General features: G+C 64.6%; 8 protein-coding genes and 2 pseudogenes. 7 read left to right on the plus strand and 3 right to left on the minus strand.

The window, feature by feature from the left end; genetic code table 11:
- Positions 1–160 precede the first annotated feature (160 nt).
- Both eccA and G6N33_RS06520 read left to right on the plus strand, forming a co-directional pair.
- Complete coding sequence (gene eccA, locus G6N33_RS06515; RefSeq protein WP_044510047.1) at positions 161–1972, plus strand: type VII secretion AAA-ATPase EccA; 1812 nt, start codon at positions 161–163, stop codon at positions 1970–1972.
- Between the two features lie 81 nt (positions 1973–2053).
- Positions 2054–3028, plus strand: a pseudogene (locus G6N33_RS06520) (nucleotide-binding protein); the annotation flags it as partial.
- A 22-nt stretch (positions 3029–3050) separates the two neighbouring features.
- On the opposite strand, the gene G6N33_RS06525 reads toward G6N33_RS06520, so the two are convergent.
- Positions 3051–3791: a DUF5336 domain-containing protein gene (locus tag G6N33_RS06525; protein WP_049919178.1), complete on the minus strand. Its 741-nt coding sequence runs from the start codon at positions 3789–3791 to the stop codon at positions 3051–3053.
- Between the two features lie 21 nt (positions 3792–3812).
- The gene (gene eccE / locus G6N33_RS06530; protein ID WP_049919177.1) at positions 3813–5471 is read right to left on the minus strand and encodes a type VII secretion protein EccE; all 1659 of its coding nucleotides are present in this window, start codon (positions 5469–5471) and stop codon (positions 3813–3815) included.
- 217 nt (positions 5472–5688) lie between these two features.
- Here eccE and eccB point away from each other — a divergent pair, with 217 nt between their 5' ends.
- Entirely contained in the window at positions 5689–7137 is a 1449-nt protein-coding gene (gene eccB / locus G6N33_RS06535) for a type VII secretion protein EccB (protein WP_231382560.1), read from the plus strand.
- 4 nt (positions 7138–7141) lie between these two features.
- Here eccB and eccD (G6N33_RS06540) read toward each other — a convergent pair whose 3' ends face one another.
- Positions 7142–8668 (minus strand): type VII secretion integral membrane protein EccD, encoded by a 1527-nt coding sequence (eccD, locus tag G6N33_RS06540; protein ID WP_044510044.1) that lies wholly within the window; start codon positions 8666–8668, stop codon positions 7142–7144.
- Positions 8669–8761: 93 nt separating this feature from the next.
- On the opposite strand from eccD (G6N33_RS06540), the gene eccCa reads away from it, so the two are divergent.
- The 4 genes and pseudogenes from eccCa to G6N33_RS27845 all read left to right on the plus strand — a co-directional run.
- On the plus strand, positions 8762–12790 hold the full coding sequence (gene eccCa, locus G6N33_RS06545) for a type VII secretion protein EccCa (RefSeq protein ID WP_179962668.1): 4029 nt from the start codon (positions 8762–8764) through the stop codon (positions 12788–12790).
- A complete protein-coding gene (gene eccD, locus G6N33_RS06550) occupies positions 12787–14214 on the plus strand; it encodes a type VII secretion integral membrane protein EccD (protein WP_044510042.1) in 1428 nt (475 codons plus the stop codon). Before eccCa ends, eccD (G6N33_RS06550) begins: the two co-directional genes overlap by 4 nt.
- The gene (mycP, locus tag G6N33_RS06555) at positions 14211–15587 is read left to right on the plus strand and encodes a type VII secretion-associated serine protease mycosin (protein ID WP_044510041.1); all 1377 of its coding nucleotides are present in this window, start codon (positions 14211–14213) and stop codon (positions 15585–15587) included. Before eccD (G6N33_RS06550) ends, mycP begins: the two co-directional genes overlap by 4 nt.
- Positions 15588–15928: 341 nt before the next feature.
- Positions 15929–17203, plus strand: a pseudogene (locus G6N33_RS27845) (nucleotide-binding protein); the annotation flags it as partial.
- Between the last annotated feature and the right edge of the window lie 4 nt (positions 17204–17207).

Raw genomic sequence — 17207 nt, forward strand, 5'->3', positions numbered from 1 at the left:
CCATCGTGGGTGTCCTCGCGATAGCGTCGAAAACCTATGCCCCGCAGCTTAGTACAATCACAGACATCCCCGCTGTAACGAGCTCACGGGCAAACGTCGACGCGGTCCCGAGTCACTGTTTCCCGAGCAGTGGCCGGACGAAAGGGAGTTGGGGGCACCGATGAGTGGTGACAACAGGAACGCGCAGCGCGTCTTCGATGCGGGAGTACTCTCTCTCGGCATCCCGATCGACGGTCTCGAAGTCGAACCCGATCTGCAATACGCGACCTTGGCGTTCAAGCGAGCAACCGAATATGACCCGCAGATGTGTGACGCCTGGCTCGGCCGAGCGGCCACCGGCGAAACCACCGCCGAGGTCATCCACAACCTGTACCACACCAGCAGGCTGCTCGGCCGTGAGCAGCGGCGGTTGGGCTTGGCCCCGCGCGCGCTTTGCGGACGCTTTGAGACCGGCCTTTACGTGGACTACACACTCAGCTCGCAGACCGAGGTCACGCTGGCCTACGTGGCGAGCCTGATCCAGGGCCAGGATTATGACGAAGCCGAACGGGCACTGGACGAGCTCGACTCCTCCGAGGCGGTGCTGCGCGACGCCGCGGCAGCGGAAATCTGTGCCTACATGCGCGGGATCCTGCATTTCACAACGCAGCGTTGGCCCGATGTGCTGACCGCCCTGGCGAACTCGGCGTCATTCACTGACGATTACATCGCGGCGGGCGCGCACCTCATGGTCGGCTCGGCCTGCGCCCAAATGGGGCTGTTCGGCGAAGGGCTGCGCCGGCTTGATGAAGCGCTGGAGGGCCCGATCCCGGCGGCCCGCCGCGCCGCGGAGTTCACCAAGGGCCTCACCCTGCGCGAAATGGGCAACGAGCCCGACGCTCGCAAGATCTTCGAGCGAATCTACAGCGAAGAGCCGGGTTTCGAGGCAAACTACGCGGCCCTGCAAGACCCGAAGTATCGACTCGTGATTACGACGAAGGAAGTCGTCGAGTCCCGTGCCGACAAATGGGACCCGAGCAGTGCCTCGACCAATACGGCCCGCGAGGCCGAAGAGCAGACCGAACGCGGTCACGAGCACCTGCGGGAGGCGCAGCAGGAACTGGACCGTCAAATCGGCCTGGAAGAAGTCAAGTTGCAGGTGGCGAAACTTCGCTCGGCAGTGCAGCTTGCGAAGATGCGCGAGGACAAGGGATTGAGCACGGGCTCGCGCAGCCTTCACCTGGCGTTTACCGGTCCGCCCGGGACCGGTAAGACCACCGTGGCCCGGGTGGTTGCCAAAACTTATTGCGGGCTTGGACTTCTGGAATCACTATCCGTCGTCGAAGCCAAACGCCAAGATTTCGTCGGCCAGCATCTGGGTAGCACCGCCATCAAGACCGACGCACTGATCGACACCGCGATGGGCGGGGTGCTGTTCATCGACGAGGCCTACACGCTGATTCAGACCGGACTGTCCGGCGGTGACGCGTTCGGCCGCGAAGCGGTGGACACGTTGCTGGCTCGGATGGAAAACGACCGCGACCGCCTGGTGGTCATCATCGCCGGCTACGACGCCGAGATCGACCGATTCCTGGCGTCCAACGAGGGTCTCGCTTCCCGGTTTACCAAGCGCATTCGATTCCCGTCGTACAGCCCCACCGAACTCGGCGACATCGGGCGGCTCATCGCCAAGGGCCGGGACTCCGAATTGACGCCCGCCGCCTATGACGAACTAGTGACGGTGTGCACGCGGCTGTGTGCCGAGGAATCCACCGACCAGGACGGAAAGATCCGAAAGAGCATAGATTTGGCCGGCAACGGACGATTTGTCCGCAACGCGATCGAGGCCGCCGAGGAAGAGCGAGCCTACCGCCTCACGGAAAGCCTTGACGCCACTTCGGAAGGCTTCAACGAGGACGCCCTGATGCGCATCGAGGGAAGCGACATGAAAGCGGCGTTGAACGGCATCCTGCAGACGCTGAATTTGCATTGACGATTGGGAGATTGCGTGATCAACCGAGGCGAGCTGACCGACGCGAACACAACGATGACCGGGCGACACGCGATGGCGGACACGGATTTCACCGCACCCGTCCCGGACGAACCGACGTGGCAGCAGTCCGTACGTGTTCCGCCTGCCGACGAATTGGGGCTGACGAGGCCGTCGAGAGCGGTACCCCGACGCGGATGGCGTAAGGAGTTGCACCGGATCACCGGTGGACGATTGAACGTCGGCGAGTCCGCGGCCGAAGCCAACTGGCGCGCGTTGGCCGACCGCGTCAACCATCCGGTGCGAGGCTCGTACAGCATCGCCGTGCTATCCCTGAAGGGCGGCGTCGGCAAGACGACGACCACATTCGGGCTCGGTGCCACGTTTGCGTCACTGCGAGGTGATCGGGTGATCGCGGTGGACGCGAATCCGGATCTCGGGACATTGGCCCAACGGGGTCCCAATCAAACCCATTCAACGGTGCGCGATCTGTTGGCCGATGGCGAAATCCTGCGCTACCCCGAGATGCGACGGCACACCTCGCAAAGTCCCAGCCGTTTGGAGATTCTAGCGTCGGAACAGGATCCCGCGGTTTCAGAAGCATTTTCCGAAGACGACTACCGCGCCGTGCACCAGATCCTGGACCGCTTTTACAACATCATCCTCGCCGACTGCGGCACCGGTTTGACACACTCGGCCACTCGCGGCGTGCTCGATGTCGCCGATGCCCTGGTGGTGGTTGCCTCACCGGCGATCGACTCCGCCCGCAGCGCGCTGGCGACGCTCGATTGGCTGCAACACCACGGCTACGCCGATTTGGTGCCCGAGGCCCGGGTCGTGTTGAGTTCGGCGCGGCCGGGAGCCATGCCGATCGACGTCGAACAGTTGGTCCAGCATTTTCAGTCCCGAGTCAGTTCGCTATTCGTCATCCCCTACGATCCACACCTCGCCGAAGGGGGTGAGATCTCGCTAGATCTGCTGAGTCGTAAGGTTCGACACCAATACATGGAGCTCGCCGCGTCGGTGGCAGACCACTTTGGGCATAGGTCTCACGGGTAGCCGTCTGAACGGGTGGACCGCCCTAAGGGCTGGACTGCTCGACCCCGCTTCCCGACCCGTCCCAGCGGTACTGGCGATTCGCATAGTTTTGCGGTGCAGCGTGGTTCACCCCGTAGTCAACTGCCGGTGCCACCATCGGCGGCGTGACTACGCCGGGCGACTGGCGCACGGCCCCCGTAATGCCGTGGCGGGCGTATCTCGCCTGCATTGCCTCCAATGACTGTTGTTTGGAACTGGCATGCACATCGGCGGTCGCGTCAGCCTCGACCTGTTCGGTGGAGCCGTATTGTGCGGCGAACAGCTGATACTGCGTCGCATACGACTGGTAGGCCGAGACTAGGCGAGCGTAGGCCGATTGTTCCGAAATGCGGGCGGGTGGCCCAGGTTTCGAGGTCCTGATTTCGCGCAGCAAGGCGGCCACAGCAAGCACGGACTGCAACGAGTTCAGCACTGTGATCACGATCATCGGCCACCCGGCCTGGGTTGCTTTGATCGCGCCGGCCAACGCGTCGGCGCAACCCGTGGCCGCGAGCGCGACGACGACCCATCCCCGTAGCATTTGGCGGGGCAGCAGACCGACCGCGGCAACCACGGCCGCCAACATACTGAACCGCACCGGGTAACCAAGCGGTTCGGGCGAACACAGGCAGACGGCAATGGCCGCCAGGCCAAGCACGGCAACGACGGCCCACATCGACCGACTTATCGCATCGGAGGGTGCGGTCAGCGAATCAGACTCCGCCGATCGCCAATTCTCGGTCATTGCTGCTCCCTGCTCGTGCACTCAGTCGGCTACGTCCAACGACGAGTTGATGTAACGCATTTCGTCATGGGTGGCCACCATCGTCACCATGGCCGACGCCGACGGGGTACCCACCCGGACCAGATCTTGATCGCGGTCGAGTAATTGCAGCGTCACATCGGCACCCGTCCTCGGCTGGGCGTGCGAGGGCCTGACGATGATTGTTGTCACCCGGTCGTGGCTCATTTGTTCGCCGGTGCCGTCGAACATCTCGACACGGTAGCGGCGGCTCGACCCGACGCGGCCCGCGTCGGTGTTATGTTCGTTGACACACAACAGATTCGGATCAGCGATCTGATCCATCATCGTCTGCCAAGCTGCCGGTCGCAGCGTGTGGACGTTCACCCTGGCACCCAACGCCATCGAGCGCAGGACGACCTGTTGTGCCAGATGCAGAGTCCCACACAGTTCTACCCGGTTGACCCCGGGGCCGAATAACGGCAGCGCCAGAGCTCGCCCGTATTCGTCTGCCCCGATCACCTGTCCGCAGCCCGCGGCGGGGACCTCGAGATCATCGACCGCGTCACTGCTTTGCGCGGCGACCCACTCCGATATCGCCCGTCGCGGCGATGGCACCGGAAGGCCGCACACCAACGCGGCATATTGTCGGCCCGGCAGCGGGCCGAGTTCGCGGGGCCGCGGCCGGGCCCGTCCGGAGGTGTCGAAGCGCACCAGACCGCGGAGCCAGAGCAGATCGTCGCGGGTGCCGCGACGCAGCGAAACGCAGATCGTTGTCGAGTCGCTCGGCACGGTCCACAGCGCACCCAAGCCAGCGTGAGTGAATGTCGACGGCTTGACCACGAAGCTGCGCATCTGGAGGCGGTCTTTACCGCACGCAGACCACGATTCGTCCAATGCGCTGGTTTCCAGCCCGTGCGAGAGTTCCAGCGTGGTCTCGGCGATTTCACCGGCCGTCATGATCTGAGTGCCAAACCCGGCGTCGGACAGCCGGTTGGCGATGCGGCGGGTAGCAGTCGCGGCGGTACGCACCGTCCCCGACCAGCCGCCGCCCCGGTGACGCACGGCTTGCGGGCACAGCGCCGGATCCATGCGCACCGCCACCCACGCCGATCGCTGAGCGACCGCGGGCAAGGGTCCCAGCACCGCGTCGTACACCGCTCCGACCTGGCCGCGATCGTGCAGTCGAGCGCCCTGACTGATCACGTCGATGGAATCCACGGTGATGTCGTACTGCCGCAAGCAGTCGGCCAGCGTACGCACCGAAACCGCTTGCGCCGACAACGTCATCGCGGGTTCCATGACCGTCATCACCGCCGGATCCGGCACCAGGCGCACCAGCGATGTCAGGCGTTTTCCGTCCCAGCAGAAGCCGATTCGCGAACCATCGGGCAGTTCGGTGTCGAACGGCTCATCCAGCTGTGTGCGTCGCTTACGACGGTGTCGTTCATAGTGGAAGCCCAACCACTCGAAGACCCAGCGTGCCAGCACCAGTCCTCGGACTCTGATGAGCAGCATCATCACCGCCACGCCGAGGCCGACGACCACGCCGTACCAGCCCGGCTTTCGCAGCAACAACGCGACGGCCAGTCCGGCGGCGATCAATAGCTGAGCGGTCAACAGAGTTGAGAGCGGGAGGACGCGCTGGGCAGCGATGCCCGGCGTTGACCGCAGTGCGGGCATGCGCCGCTGCTTTGCCGCGGCACCGCTATCGGCAAGTCGTGTCACTGCGTCGTTCCCTGTCTGCGCGACAACTGATTTCGCCGGTCATCCTGCCACTGCACGACCGGGTAAGCTGACTTCTCACCAAGCATTCCATCGAACGCTGATCGGGGCCGGCATGCCCGCACCAGTCACCACTCGTGCGCAAGTCAACGGGTATCGACTTCTCCTGCGACGAATGGAACATGCACTGATCCGGGCCGACTCCCGGATGATCCACGACCCCATGCGTGGGCAGATGCGCGCGCTGATAATCGGTGTGGTCATCGCGGTCCTAATCGCCGGGGGCGCGGGTGTTCTTGCGTTCTTTCGGCCAACACCTAACTTCGGCGACTCGACGATTATGGTCGCCAAATCGAATGGCACCATGTTTGTGCGGATCGGCGATCATCTGCATCCGGTCCTCAATCTTGCTTCTGCCCGGTTGATCGTTGGGAAGAGCGATACGCCAAAGGAAGTGGACGATAAGTTCCTCAATACGGTTCCGTTGGGCCCGGTGGTCGGCATCGTCGGAGCCCCCGGCAGCATCAACCGCGGCGACGACATGACGACATCATCGTGGACGGTATGCGACTCTACTCAACCACCGTCGGCGACCGAGCCGTCACGCACCCCCGCTATCGAGACCACCGTGCTGGCCAATGACCCCGTAGTCAATGACGAAATTCAGGTGGCCTCACCCGACCAGATGATCCTGACCAGGACCGGCGCCACCACCTATCTCGTATACAACGGTGTGCGGGCCGCGATCAACCCCAGCGATGCGACGCTGCGCAACGCCTTGCGCCTGCCTGACGGCGAGATCCGGGAAGTTTCACCGGGGTTAATCAATTCTTTCCCGTTGGTCGAATCTATCGTGCCGATCGCGATCGAAGGCCTCGGGGAGCCGGCTGAGTATCTGGCCCCGAATTACCGAGTGGGCTCGATCCTCAAAACCGTTGATTCACATGGTGAGCAGCTATACGTGTTGTTGCGCCAGGGACTGCAACCCATCTCCCCCATGACCGCGGACATCATCCGCTACGGCAATCCGCAAGCACCGACAACGGCCGAACCGCCCAGCATTTCACCCGCCCTGGTGAACGCTGTGCCTGTCGTGCACATTTTGCCAGTGGACCATTACCCAACTGCCCAATCGCGATTTGTGCGCATCGAGTCACACCCGGTTTTGTGTATGTCCTGGCAACGCAACAACTCCGCCGCTGTGGCAACCACTCGTCTGCTCGTCGGAAATCGGTTGCCGCTGCCCAACGATGCGCAGCCCGTGCGCTTGGCCAGCGCCGACGGTGGCGGTCCCGGACTCGACAACGTCTATCTCCGACCCGGCACCGGCGAATACGTCCAAGCGACCGGAAGTCAGGTGGACAGCCGGGCTACGGGGCAGTTCTTCTACGTCGATGACTTGGGCGTGCGCTTCCATATCGTCGACAAATCGGCCGCCGCGGCGTTAGGTATCACCGGCGTGAAAATGCCCGGAAGTTCTGACGCCACAGCGCAGCCTGCCCCCTGGGCCATCCTGGCACTGCTGCCAGCCGGACCCGAATTATCGCAACAGGCCGCGTTGATCGCCCACGACGGGATAGCCGCCGATGCGGCCGGGCATGCGATTACACCGCCCAAGCAATAGCGCCTCAGATTCGGATTTGACGAAAGAACGTGTACAGGCCAACGATCCAGCACATCAGCGGAAAGACCAGCGCGATGGCGATGTATTCGATCACCTCCACCTGACGGCGGAGCACGGGTGAAAACTCCCGCCCGGGCGCGATCAGCCCGCAGGCCAGCAGCAACAGTGTCAACAGGGCCAACGCAACGGCGGCCTTGACACCCCCGCCGTCAACTAACGTCGCTGTTTTGACGATGACGATCAGTGCAATCGTCAGGCCACCGCCGATCAACACCGCCGACTGGGCCAGGTCGTGATGACCGCGGCCGCGCAAACACAGCACCGTTGCCACGGTTACCGCGAAAAGTGATCCGTGCCAATATAATCCGTGGTCAACGCCAAGAGCCAAGTAACACCCGGCGATAGCCGCCATCGCGGCCGCCGCGACCAATCCAGTGAGCAGGTCTCGTGCCCGCCGAACTCGCTCCGTCAGGCCTTGTTCGGTGGGAATGACCTGCTTGCCGACGGCATTGACGCCTTCCACGGCGGTGCCGCCCTGCGTTTCTATGTCATCGAGGGGTTCGCCCGCGGTGGGAACACGTGGCACGGGCAATCGCGACAACACGATCGTAGCCCTGGGCGCCAGGTACACGGCGAGCACCGCGACGGTCGCCAAAACCGCACCTACCGAGCGTGGAGACGCACCTATCAGCAGCGGCGCGATGGCCGCCGGAGCACCGAATACCGCCAACCCGATGACAGCAGTGAAGAGAGATCGGGCTCGTCCGGAAGCCAGTAGCCGCAACAACGCGACCAATGCTGTCAGCGCTAGCGCGGCGGGCAGGGCTTGGACTCCACGCGCCTGGGGAACCACTTGTAGCGAACCGCAGAAGATCAACGGCAGTGCGACGATAGTGAGCACTGTGCACTTGCGTGCGTCGACCGACCGCAACTGCATCACCGCGGACGCCAGGACACATCCGAATCCGGCCGCTAACGCCATGGCGGCGGCGACCGGCACGCCGGCGACCGACGGCGCGAGAAACCGTCCGCGAACCAATACTCCGGTCGCTACCGCCAGCGCGAGGCCGGCCATCGACCATCCTGACCATCCCGTCGCCGAAAATTGCTCAGCTAAGCGACATCTCGCGTTGTCTTCGGATTCCGGGGGGCTGACCAGCTGGTCGACGAGAGCGCAGGGTTCTCGAGCGCCGATCTCCCGGATCAACAGCAGCTCGCCGTCGTACACGTCGGCCGCAGCTAACGATCGATTCGGGTCGATCAGCTCACCGGTTAGACGCGCAAATGTCCACTTGCCCTCGGGATTGTCGAATTCCTCGACGCTGCCGCCCCGCTCGGCAAGCCGGTCGTTGGCTAAATCGATGACATCGGTGATGACCTCCGCGGCACTGACGGCGCCGGGTACACCGACGTCGATCAGCAGCCCGCCGACGACCACGGTGATCCGGCTGAGGTCCTGCTCGTCGTCCGATTCGGAGCCCAACGTCGATGCCGCCGACGGTAACTTCGACACCTGAGACGGTAACGTCATTGGCAAAGCCTCCCCTCGCCAACCATGCGGTCTGACAATACCTTTGAATCTCGATCAGGCCCGAGGGCGGCCGCAGATTCAGGAGAACGTCGCTTGGCTAGGCAAGGATTCGTCCGGCGCTTGCGCGTCGCACCACCACGCATGCCCGGTGGTGAAGTCGCGCTGCAGTCGCCACCTGAAGTGCCGCGCATCATTCCCGGCAGCTTGTTGACCAAGCTGATGCCGCTGATGATGGTCGTCGCGAGTGTCGGGATGATCGCGCTGATGATCACGGTGGGCGGGCGCGATGTCACTCGCAACCCGATGTTCCTGATCTTCCCGATGATGATGGTCACCTCGGTGGCGGGCATGTTCTTGGGCGGTGGCGGCAAGCCGGGCAAGGCCGCGGCCGAACTCGACGAGGAACGCAAGGACTTTTTCAGCTATCTCGCGGGCCTGCGCGACGATGCCGAAGAAACCGGCGAAGCCCAGCGCGCCGCACTGGAGTGGAGCCATCCCGACCCCCGGACCCTGATCGACGTCGCCGGCACCCGCCGCATGTGGGAACGCCGACCAACCGACCACGACTTCTGTCACGTGCGAGTCGGCGTCGGCACACACCGGCTGGCCACACGACTGGTGGCCCCGGAGACCGGACCGCCCGAAGACCTGGAACCGGTATCGACCAATGCCCTGCGACGCTTCGTCACCGCCCACTCGGTGGTGCACGCCTTACCGACCGGGATTTCGCTTCGTGCCTTCCCGGCGGTCAGCTTCGAAGGCGACCGCCAACTCAGCCAGCAGCTGGTGCGCTCGATGGTCTTGGAGCTCTGCGCCTTTCACGGCCCCGACCACCTACAGATCGCTGTCGTGACTGCCGATCCGGACAGCCCGAGCTGGAACTGGACGAAATGGCTTCCGCAGGTGCAACACGCGTCTGCGCGGGACGGATGCGGCGCGCTGCGGATGCTCTACCCGTCGCTGGAGCTGCTGGAGAGTTCGCTGGCAGGCGACCTCTCCGAACGAGGGCGGTTCACCCGCAACGGCCAGCCGACCCAGGGTCTCAAACAGCTCGTCATCGTCATCGACGATGGCCATGTCACCGGCGATGAACGGTTGCTGACCGACGCCGGGCTGGACAGTGTCACGATTCTGGACCTCAACGGCCCTCGGGACGGGCCGATGTCACGACGCGGGCTGCAACTGGTCGTAGAAAACGACGATGTCGGCGCCCGCACGGCGGCCGGTACCGAGCGTTTCGCCACCCCGGACCGCCTCACTCTTGCCGAGGCCGAGGCCACCGCCCGGGCATTCAGCCGCTACCAGCTCGGCGGCGCGGCTCATATCGTGAGTCTCGAATCAGATTCCCGGGCAAGCGATCCCGGGCTGATGGCGCTACTGGGGATTCCGGACGCGGCGGCGATCGTTCCGGAGGAAGTGTGGCGCCAAACCACGCCACGCAGCCGTCTGCGCGTACCCGTCGGTTTCACGCCCGCCGGCAACCCGCTGGAGCTGGACATCAAAGAATCCGCCGAGGGCGGGATGGGTCCGCACGGTCTGTGCATCGGCGCGACCGGCTCGGGCAAGTCCGAATTCCTGCGCACGTTGGTGCTGGCGATGATCACTTCCCACTCACCCGAGGCACTGAACCTGGTCCTCGTCGACTTCAAGGGTGGGGCAACGTTTCTCGGTCTCGACGGCGCCCCACACATCGCGGCGATCATTACCAACCTCGAAGACGAGTTGACGATGGTCGACCGAATGCGCGATGCGTTGGCCGGCGAGATGAACCGGCGACAAGAGCTGCTGCGCTCGGCGGGCAACTTCCCCAACGTCACCGAGTACCAGCGGGCCAGGGCCAATGGTGCCGAACTCGATCCCCTGCCGGCGCTGTTTATCGTTGTCGACGAATTCTCCGAGTTACTCTCGCAGAAACCGGATTTCGCCGAACTCTTCGTCATGATCGGCCGGCTCGGGCGCTCGTTACATATCCACCTGTTGCTGGCGTCGCAGCGGTTGGAAGAGGGGAAGCTGCGGGGACTCGACTCCCATCTGTCGTACCGGATCGGCCTGAAGACGTTCTCGGCGGGCGAGTCACGCAGCGTACTTGGCGTCCCCGACGCCTATCACCTGCCCAGCGTTCCCGGTTCGGGTTTCCTGAAGTGCGACGCCGACGAGCCCATCCGGTTCAACGCGTCCTACGTCTCCGGCGAGTACGTCAGCCCCCGCCCGTCGGCACGGGGCGGGCGGAGCTCACGTCTCGGTGCGCAAGCAACCAAGCTGTTCACCGCGACCCCGGTCGACAAGGACCCAGTCCCCGTCGAGCCTGTCGACGAGCCCGACAGTGAGCCCGGGCAAGACGCGGCGACGGGTCCGACCAAGACCACCCTGCTCGACGTGGTGGTCGGCAGGCTGCGGGGCCATGGCCGGCGCGCCCACGAAGTATGGCTGCCGCCCCTGGACGCCAGCCCCGCCGTCAACCTTTTGTTGCCCCAAACAGAGTGGAGTCACCCGGGAAACCTCACCGGCGGGCTCTGGCTACCCATAGGCGTGGTGGATCGCCCCTACGACCAGCGACGTGACGCGTTGGTGATCGATCTCTCCGGCGCCCAGGGCAATGTCGCGGTGGTGGGTGGTCCGCAATCGGGCAAGTCGACGGCGATCCGCACCATGATCATGGCCGCGGCAGCCACCCACACCCCGGAGCAGTTGCAGTTCTATTGCCTCGATTTCGGAGGCGGCACGTTGGGCAGCCTGGTGAGCCTGCCGCACGTCGGCAGCGTCGCGGGGCGCATGGACGCCGACCGGATTCGCCGCACCGTAGCGGAAATCAGTGGCCTGCTACGGGAACGCGAGGTTCGATTCAGGGACCTGGGCATCGAATCGATGCGCGATTTCCGCCAGCGTAAGGCCCAACTGGCCGGTCTCCCCCCGGACGTGGCGGCTCGAGACCCGCTGAGCCAAGATAAGTTTGGCGACGTAGTACTGGTAGTCGATGGCTGGGCCACGATACGAAGCGACTTCGATATGCTTGAATCCGCCCTGCAAGCGATCGCAATCGGTGGCCTTTCGTACGGGGTCCATCTCGCGGTGACGGCCAGCCGGTGGATGGAGATCCGGCCGGCTGTCAAAGACATGCTGGGTACCCGCATCGAGTTGCGAATGGGCGACCCGGTCGACAGCGACATCGGCCGCAAATGGGCTGAACTGGTTCCGATAGGCCGACCCGGGCGCGGCATGAGCCCCGGCCGGCTGCACATTCTGATCGGGTTGCCTCGCCTGGACTCCAGCTCCAACATCGAGGATCTGCCCACTGGGGTGGCGAACTCCTGCGCGGCCGTGGGTGAAGCGTATGGTGACCGGCAGGCCCCGCCGGTGCGTATGCTCCCGCACAGCGTCGACCGCACCGAGGTCGTCGATGCCGCCAAACGCGCTGGCATGTTGGGCAAGTCGAAGGTCGCCATCGGCATCAACGAAACCGAGCTGGCCCCGGTGGTAGTCGATTTCAACGCGCAACCGCACTTCGTCGTGCTCGGGGACAGCGAATGCGGTAAGACTGGTCTGCTGCGCAACATGGCCGAGGGGTTGATGGAAAACACCTCACCGCAGGACTGCAAGATCGTCCTCGTCGACTTTCGGCGCACGCTGCTCGGCGTCGTCGACAACGATTACCTCGGCGGGTACGCGACCGCGGCACAATCCTGCACCGAGCTGATGACGGCGTTGGCCGCCTCGTTGAAAGATCGGTTGCCACCGAGCGACATCACCCAGCAGCAACTCAAAGACCGCTCGTGGTGGCAAGGCCCCGACATTCACGTGTTGATTGACGACTATGACCTGATTCCCGGTGGCTCGCTCAATCACCCGCTGGGCCCGATAGTCGAATACTTCCCCCAGGCCCGGGACATCGGGCTTCGTGTCGTCGTCGCGCGTCGCATCGGCGGTGCAGCACGTGCCATCATGGATCCGGTCATCGGGCGACTCAAGGATCTTTCGTGCAACGCGCTGGTGATGAGCGGCACCAAGGAAGAGGGTGCGCTGTTCGGATACAAGGCCCAGCAGATGCCACCCGGTCGAGGCATGCTCATCTCGCGCACATTGAAAAGCGACGTGATCCAGCTGTCCGGAATGCCCGACCTATGACCACGACACCGCAGACAGCGCCGGGCCAGCTCGTCTCCGCCGCATCCTCACAGGTGCGAGTATCGGTGCTGTGCAACAAAATCCAGGCTGACGTAGTGCTGCCGCTCGATGTGCCGATCGCTGCCCTGACTCCGGAGCTTTTAAAGCGCACGCTGGACGACGCGGCGGCCCAGTCTGGCGCCTCCGATGATCCGTTCGCCAACGAGGCCAAGCACAATGTTTGGGTGCTGACCCGTTTCGGCAGCACGACGCCGCTGTCACCGGCCGATACATTGCGGGATGCCGATGTCACCGAGGGCACGCTGTTGCGGCTCACCGCGCGGCGTGCGTTGATCCCTCCGACACTGCATGACGACGTGGTGGACGCGGCCGCGCGCTTGAACAAATCCGGCCACCCCGCATGGGATGCCGCCGCGGCGCGCTGGATGGCGTTCCTCGGTGTACATCTGGCCTCAGGGGTATGGGTCTACTTTCTGCTCAGCGACGTGCCGGCCGTGAATCGTGCTGCCACGGTGGGATTAGCGGCGGCGGTGGCGATTGTGCTCGTCGGTGCAGCTACGCTGGCCCACCGCTCCTATCAACAGTCCGATATAGCAACAGCACTGGGGTGGGCGGTCCTGCCGATCGCGGCGGCGGTCGTATGGGTGGGGCTGCATGGGCTGGATGGCTATGGGTGGACTGCGGGCTGCGTAATCATGGTGGCACTATCTGCAACGCTGCATCGCGTCATCGGCATCGGCCACTGGGGGTACCTCGCGGCGGGAGTGACTTTCGGCCTCACCGGACTCGCGCTGACGGTGTGGGCCGCGGGCGTGCGCGCCGACCTGGCGGGCGCCGGACTGGCATCGGTCGCGACCCTGGGCTGCCTCGCGGTCCGCAGGCTGGATCTCCGCCGTTCTCGTCGCGACGCGTCCGGGCGAGATTCCACGCCCGACGGCAGCGCCATACCCCCTGGCGCGGAGGGCATTTGGGCTGGTCTTCGGGCGGCGACCCTGACCCGTTCCGCGATCTACACCGGACTGGCCGTCAGCGCCGGTCTCGGGACGCTAGCCGTGCTCGAGTACGCCCCGGTGCACTGGCCTGCCTTCGTTTTCGCGTTGAGCTGCGCGGCGGCTCTGGGGCTTTACAGTCGGCATCCGGTTAATGCGGAGGAGAAAGCCGGGTTGGCGATACCGGCCATTGCGTTGGCCGTCCTGAGTTGCGCGCAGGCGCGGGGCGGTAGCCCGCCGATGCCACTGGTCGCGTGGGGGGTTCTGTTGGCAGCGACCATGGTGCTCGTCGTCATCGGCACAAGTGCTTCGGCCCGCCGACTGCGCGCGTGGCCGAACACCGTGTCCGCGTACCTGACCTACCTGATCACCGCGGCGTTGATCCCGCTGGCGACATGGGCAGTCGGTGGTTACGAACGGTTGGGCATCGGATGAGTCGTTGGGCGCGGCTGCTCACCGTCCTGCTAATTGCCGTGGTGCCGATTCTTGCGCCGGCACGGGCAGCGGCCATCGGGCCGCCGCCGATACCGCCCGGGGACCCGCTCCCCGGGGCCGTCGCACCACCGGACCCGACCGAGCAGAAAACCGCCTGCGGCGTGGGCACGCTGTCGCCGGGCACTCGGCTCGAGCTTCGCCCCAGCGCCGACGTAATGCTCAATTACACTAGTGCGTGGAGGTTTTCGCGCGGAACAGGACAGAAGGTTGCGGTCATCGATACCGGTGTGGCCCCCAACCCGCGACTACATGCGCTGGAAGCCGGCGGCGACTACGTGTCATCGTCAGACGGGTTGGTGGACTGCGACGCGCATGGAACCTTGGTTGCCGGTCTGATCGCCGCGGCACCGAGTCCCGACGACGCCTTTGCCGGCGTAGCACCCGATGCCGCCATCTTGTCGATCCGCCAGAACAGTGACTTGTACTCGGTCAAAGGAACGGGGTCTGCGCAAGGCGACCCGAATGCGGTGTCACCCGGTTACGGGAACACTCGGACGCTGGCGTTGGCCATCGTGCATGCAGTGGACATGGGTGCGACGGTCATCAATCTTTCGGAGACGGCATGCGCTCCGGTTGGCGGCGGCTTAGACGATGCCGCGGTCGGGCAAGCCGTCCGGTACGCATTCGAGCGCAACGTCGTGGTGGTCGCGGCCGCCGGTAACGTCAGCACGCAGGGCCTGTGCAGCGCACAGAACGAGGTGCGCGACCCCAACCTTCCCTTAGCGGACGCGTGGAATTCGGTGCGTACGGTTGCCAGCCCCGCATGGTTTCGCGAGTATGTTCTCGCCGTCGCCGCGGTCGCACCGAATGGACAACCCAGTGACTTCTCCTTACACGGTCCATGGGTAAGCCTGGCCGCACCCGGCGAACAATTGATTTCGTTGAGCCCCAATGGCCCTGGGCTGATGAACGCGTGGCAGGATCCGCAGCGCGGCCTGGTGCCGGTCAATGGCACAAGCTTCGCCGCTCCGTTGGTCTCGGGCCTCGTCGCCCTGGTCCGCGCCCGCTTTCCCACGATGACGGCCGGCGAAGTCATGACGCGGATCAAGCGGACCGCCCAGACACCGCAGACCGGTCCTAATGCCGCAACGGGCTACGGTGTGATCGACCCGGTGGCTGCCCTGACGGCCGACCTGCCCCCGGCCCGAGATATGCCGGATCCCCTTGCGGGCCGCCCTATTAGTGGTCCTCCCAGATTGAGTAAGAGCGACACCCGAGCGCGTGACATCTCGCTGGTGGTGGTCGCTTCCTGCGCAGCACTTGCAGCGGTCGCCCTGACGGTGGCCAAGAGCCGGAGTAGGGACCACGAGTGAGCAACGGATTCGAAGAGATGCCGGACGAGTTTGACGAGATCGAAGCAAGGGCCGCACGGCTGCTGGCTCGGGTGGCAGCCCAGCGCACGCAACAACAAAGGCCGCAACCGGAATCGGATAACGCATTCCGTGGCGGCGACGACGATTTTCTCGCACGCCCAGCTGAAGTGGAACCGGAACCGCCGCCGATGGCGGGTGCTGAAGCCCATGACGAGTACGTTGCCGAAGGTCACGACGAGTACGCTGCCGAAGGCCACGACGAGTACGCTGCCGAAGGCTACGACGAGAGCGTTGCCGAAGCCCATGACCAGGGCGGCGCCGAACCGCTAAAGCCGGCGGCGCCAAAGCGTATGGCGCCGCCGCCCTGGCAGTCGGCGGCCTCTCCGATGGACATCGAATTCGAGTCGATTCCCGACAGTCCAGCGCCGTCGATGGCGACCCGATCACCAACAAATCACGAGGACGCACTCGCCCACGATCCGCCACCGGACGCGGAGCCCTGGCCGCCACTGCCGCCGGCCCCCGGGTGGCCGCCCGGTCTGCCTCCGTTGCCCCCACCCGGGTGGCAGGCACCACCGCCACGGATGCCCGCGCCCGGGCAGGTGCGAGCACCACAAGAACAATTGGCCCGGCATGCAACAACGCGCGCGGATGGTGCTGAACCGCACCCATTCCTGCTCGCGCCCTCGCTTGACGAGGCCCAAATCATCAATCGCGATCGGAATGCGCCGACATCGGGCTGGCGTCGAGCCGTGTACACCATCACCGGTCGGCGGCTCAATCCCGGACTTTCGCGCAGCCAGCGCGAACGCGACGCACTGTTCGAGCAGATCCGTCGGCCGATCGTCGGCGATTTCCGGATCGCGGTGCTCTCCATCAAGGGCGGCGTCGGCAAAACAACCACCACATTGGGTTTGGGCTCGGCGCTGGCAACGGTACGCACCGACCGCGTCATCGCCATCGACGCCAATCCGGATCGCGGCACACTGGCCGAAAGGGTCCCCGACACGTCGACATCGTCCACCGTGCGTGATCTCTTGCGGGACCGAAACATCAGGCGCTATGCGGATGTTCGCAACCACACCCGAATGGCGCCCAGCCGGCTCGAGGTGCTTGCCAGCGAGCAGGATCCCGCGGTGGCCGAGGTGTTCGGCGAAACCGATTACCGGCGCACTGTCGACACTCTGCGGCACTACTACAACATCATCCTCACCGATTGCGGTACCGGTATCATGCACTCAGCGATGGCCGGCGTGCTGGATTTGGCCAATGTGATTGTGCTGGTGAGCTTTCCGGCTATCGACGCAGCACGCAGCGCGTCGGCGACGCTGGATTGGCTGGCCCAGCACGGCCACGGCGCATTGGTGCGCGAAGCCCACGTGGTGTTGACCAAACCCAAGCGTGGTGCGGCGGCGCTGAAGTTGGACAAAGTGGTCGAGCACTTCGAGGCAAGGTGCCGGTCGACGCACATCATCCCGTTTGAACCGCATTTAGCCGAGGGAGCCGAATTCGACTTCGGTTTGCTCAAACCCGCTACGCGGCGGGCGTATTTCGGACTGGCCGGTGCCGTGTCGGAGAGGTTTTCACGTCAAGCCTGGCCGTACGAAACTCGTTGACGGT

The organism is Mycobacterium simiae (genome assembly GCF_010727605.1).
Taxonomy (GTDB): domain Bacteria; phylum Actinomycetota; class Actinomycetes; order Mycobacteriales; family Mycobacteriaceae; genus Mycobacterium; species Mycobacterium simiae.

What these genes read in the sequence shown, in the direction of transcription:
- eccA (WP_044510047.1), top strand. Translation starts at nt 161, where the DNA reads ATGAGTGGTGACAACAGGAACGCGCAGCGCGTCTTCGATGCGGGAGTA.
- G6N33_RS06525 (WP_049919178.1), bottom strand. Translation starts at nt 3,791, where the DNA reads ATGACCGAGAATTGGCGATCGGCGGAGTCTGATTCGCTGACCGCACCC.
- eccE (WP_049919177.1), bottom strand. Translation starts at nt 5,471, where the DNA reads ATGCCCGCACTGCGGTCAACGCCGGGCATCGCTGCCCAGCGCGTCCTC.
- eccB (WP_231382560.1), top strand. Translation starts at nt 5,689, where the DNA reads ATGGAACATGCACTGATCCGGGCCGACTCCCGGATGATCCACGACCCC.
- eccD (WP_044510044.1), bottom strand. Translation starts at nt 8,668, where the DNA reads ATGACGTTACCGTCTCAGGTGTCGAAGTTACCGTCGGCGGCATCGACG.
- eccD (WP_044510042.1), top strand. Translation starts at nt 12,787, where the DNA reads ATGACCACGACACCGCAGACAGCGCCGGGCCAGCTCGTCTCCGCCGCA.
- mycP (WP_044510041.1), top strand. Translation starts at nt 14,211, where the DNA reads ATGAGTCGTTGGGCGCGGCTGCTCACCGTCCTGCTAATTGCCGTGGTG.